Origin of the sequence: Dietzia maris (assembly GCF_014144855.1) — a bacterium.
Taxonomy (GTDB): Bacteria; Actinomycetota; Actinomycetes; order Mycobacteriales; family Mycobacteriaceae; genus Dietzia; species Dietzia kunjamensis.
The window spans coordinates 1-2,565 of sequence record NZ_JAALDN010000072.1; the positions used below are offsets into that span (position 1 = coordinate 1).

At 71.4% G+C, this 2,565-nt stretch carries 4 protein-coding genes; 1 reads left to right on the forward strand and 3 read right to left on the reverse strand.

What is annotated here, in order from left to right; translation table 11 throughout:
• Positions 1–92 precede the first annotated feature (92 nt).
• Positions 93–593 (reverse strand): carboxymuconolactone decarboxylase family protein, encoded by a 501-nt coding sequence (locus tag G6024_RS02750; protein WP_235027733.1) that lies wholly within the window; start codon positions 591–593, stop codon positions 93–95.
• A gap of 149 nt (positions 594–742) precedes the next feature.
• Here G6024_RS02750 and G6024_RS02755 point away from each other — a divergent pair, with 149 nt between their 5' ends.
• A complete protein-coding gene (locus G6024_RS02755) occupies positions 743–1,384 on the forward strand; it encodes a DUF1707 SHOCT-like domain-containing protein (protein ID WP_069389580.1) in 642 nt (213 codons plus the stop codon).
• A 1-nt stretch (position 1,385) separates the two neighbouring features.
• Here G6024_RS02755 and G6024_RS02760 read toward each other — a convergent pair whose 3' ends face one another.
• Together G6024_RS02760 and G6024_RS02765 are read right to left on the reverse strand one after the other, a co-directional pair.
• Positions 1,386–1,853: a hypothetical protein gene (locus G6024_RS02760; protein WP_119193318.1), complete on the reverse strand. Its 468-nt coding sequence runs from the start codon at positions 1,851–1,853 to the stop codon at positions 1,386–1,388.
• Between the two features lie 86 nt (positions 1,854–1,939).
• Positions 1,940–2,565 (reverse strand): MFS transporter (locus G6024_RS02765; protein ID WP_159147913.1); only part of this gene is annotated, 626 nt, incomplete at its 5' end.

A 2,565-nucleotide genomic window follows, 5' to 3' on the forward strand; every position in this document is an offset into this window, starting at 1 on the left:
CGCGGTGCCGGCCGTGCTGGCCGTACTGGCTGCGGCACGGTCGGCCACCGGCGCCGCCCCATCGGCCACGGGGGTCGCGGGTGGGGCCACGGTCATGGCCGGGTCGCCGGTTCCAGGTCGCTCGGGACGAGACCGCGCAGCGTCGCCAGGTCCTTGCGGGTGGCGATCGCTATCCGGTTCCATGCGTTGATCGTGACGATCTCCATGACCAGCTGTCCAGCCCCACCTTCGCCCCGGTGGTGGACCACCTCGTCCCACAGCTCGTCGGGCACGGAGTCCTCACCGTCGATGCGGGTGACGGCGTCCGCGAACGCCAGGACCGCCCGCTCGGCCGGGGACAGCTCGTCGGCGTGGGCGTGCCAGTTTTCGGAGACCGCGATCCGGGTGCCGCTCCAGCCGTCCCTGCGGGCATCGCGTCGGTGCATGGCCAGGCAATAGCGGCAGCCGTTCACCGCGGAGACGCGGAGCCGGATGAGGTGGCTGTCCTCCCGGGAGACCCGCGCCCGCGAGTAGGCCTCGAGTGCCAACATGGGTGCCATCGCGCCCGCGCTGACCTGTTTGCGCTGTTCGGTGCTGCGTCGTGGTGTGCTCATGCCTCTTCGACGCACGAGCACCGCGAAGTGTGACACCGAGTCGCCACGCCGGACCCGCGCCCCAGCCCGGAAAGCCACCGGCACCCCGCCGGGCGCATCGGGGCGTTCCCCTATGTCATCGAGGGCCTAGCGGTTCTAGCATTGAGCCCATGACCGACCCGGACGACCTGCTGCTCTCCGACTCCGAGCGGCTGCACGCCCTCATGGCGCTCGGCGACCACTACGCGTCCGGCCGGCTCGACGACGCCGAGTTCCACGCCCGGTCCGGCGACGTGGCCGCGTCCCGCACCCTCGGCCAGCTCCGCGGCTCGTTCGTCGACCTGCCCGGCGGGACGCCGCTGACCTCGGTCGACGGCATGATCGTGCAGTCGGCCACTGCCACCGGTGGCGAGCTGGAGGTCTCGTCGTCGTCCTCGTCGACTTCGTCCGCCCTGTCGCCGGGGTCCCCCACAGGCGCCGGGGCGCCCGCGACCCGCGGCACCGACGCCGACCTGGAGGACCTGCGCAGGCGCGGGAAGCTGGTCGAGTCGCTCGACGGCGTGGTGATCGGACTGACGCTCATCACGTTCCTCGTCCTGCAGATCATCGTGGACTGGCAGTACGCGTGGATGGTGTGGCCTTCGCTGGTTCTCACGCTGGGCCTCCCCCGGCTCGTGCTGCGCTACACGGATTCCGACGAGAAGACGTACGAGAAGCTCAAGAAGGCCGACGAGAAAGCGCGCGAGGAGCGGCTGCGGGCGGCGACCGAGCGGATCCGTGAGCTGGGTGACGGGCGGGAGAACCGCGACTGACCTACCCGGTCGCGTTCGGTGGGCCACCGCTCCCCGCGCGGGTGCCACTGCCCCCACCGCTGGTGCCGCTGTTCCGCCCGCCGATGCGGTCGGCCTCATCACGCCTGGCCAGGGCAGTGGCCACCACGGGGAACAGCCCCATCCCCACGCCGACGGCCACGATCGTCGCGCCGATCCCCAGGGAGGCCAGCACGGGGACCCGGCGCTGGGCGAGCGCGGCATCACACGCCTCCTGCGCCTCCGTGCTCGGCTGGGGGCGCTCTCCCCGGAGGAGGTCCTTCCAGCTCAGCGAGGTGAGGGCGTTGTCCTTGTCGCGAGCCTCGGTGTAGTCGGGGCTGAAGTAGGTCCCGCAGTCCACCCGCTGCACGAAGCCCCCCGTGGACACGCCGATGCTGCCCAGCAGGATCCCGCCGAGCACCACGAGCAGGCCGAGAACCGCAACGAGTGCGCCGATCACGCGAGTGGTCACCGCGCCATCGTCACATCCGCGGGGCCGCACCGCATCCGCGCCGGACGCCCGCGGTCAGGTGTCCTCGGGCTCAGGTGTCCTCGGGCTCAGGTGTCCTCGAGTGCGACGCCCTTGCGCTCGGGAAGGGTGAAGGCGGCGAGGGCGGCGACGACGAAGGCCGCGGCGAAGACCCCGAAGACCATCACCGTGTCGCCCAGATCGAGCAGGAGCGGCACGAGCAGTGGCGCAATGATGGAGGCGATCCGCCCGAACGCCGCCGCGGCGCCGGTGCCGGACCCGCGGGTCGAGGTGGGGTAGAGCTCCGGTCCGATCGCGTACAGAGCGCCCCACGCGCCGAGGTTGAAGAACGACAGCGCCATGCCCGCGGCGATGATCGTGGCCGGGGAGTCCGCCAGGCCGAACAGTCCGGCCGCCACCGCCGAACCGGTGAGGAACACCGCGAGCGTGACCCGCCGACCCCAGATCTCGATGAGCCACGCCGCCACCGCGTACCCCGGCAGCTGGGCGAGGGTGATGATGAGCGTGTAGCCGAACGACTTCACCAGATCGAAGCCCTGCGAGACGAGCAGGCTGGGCAGCCAGATGAAGGCGCCGTAGTAGGAGAAGTTGATCCCGAACCACACGATCCACAAAGCAGCGGTGCGCTTACGCAGGCGCGCGGACCAGATGGACTCGGCGGGCTCGCCGGGCTCGGCGGTCTCGGCGGTCTCGG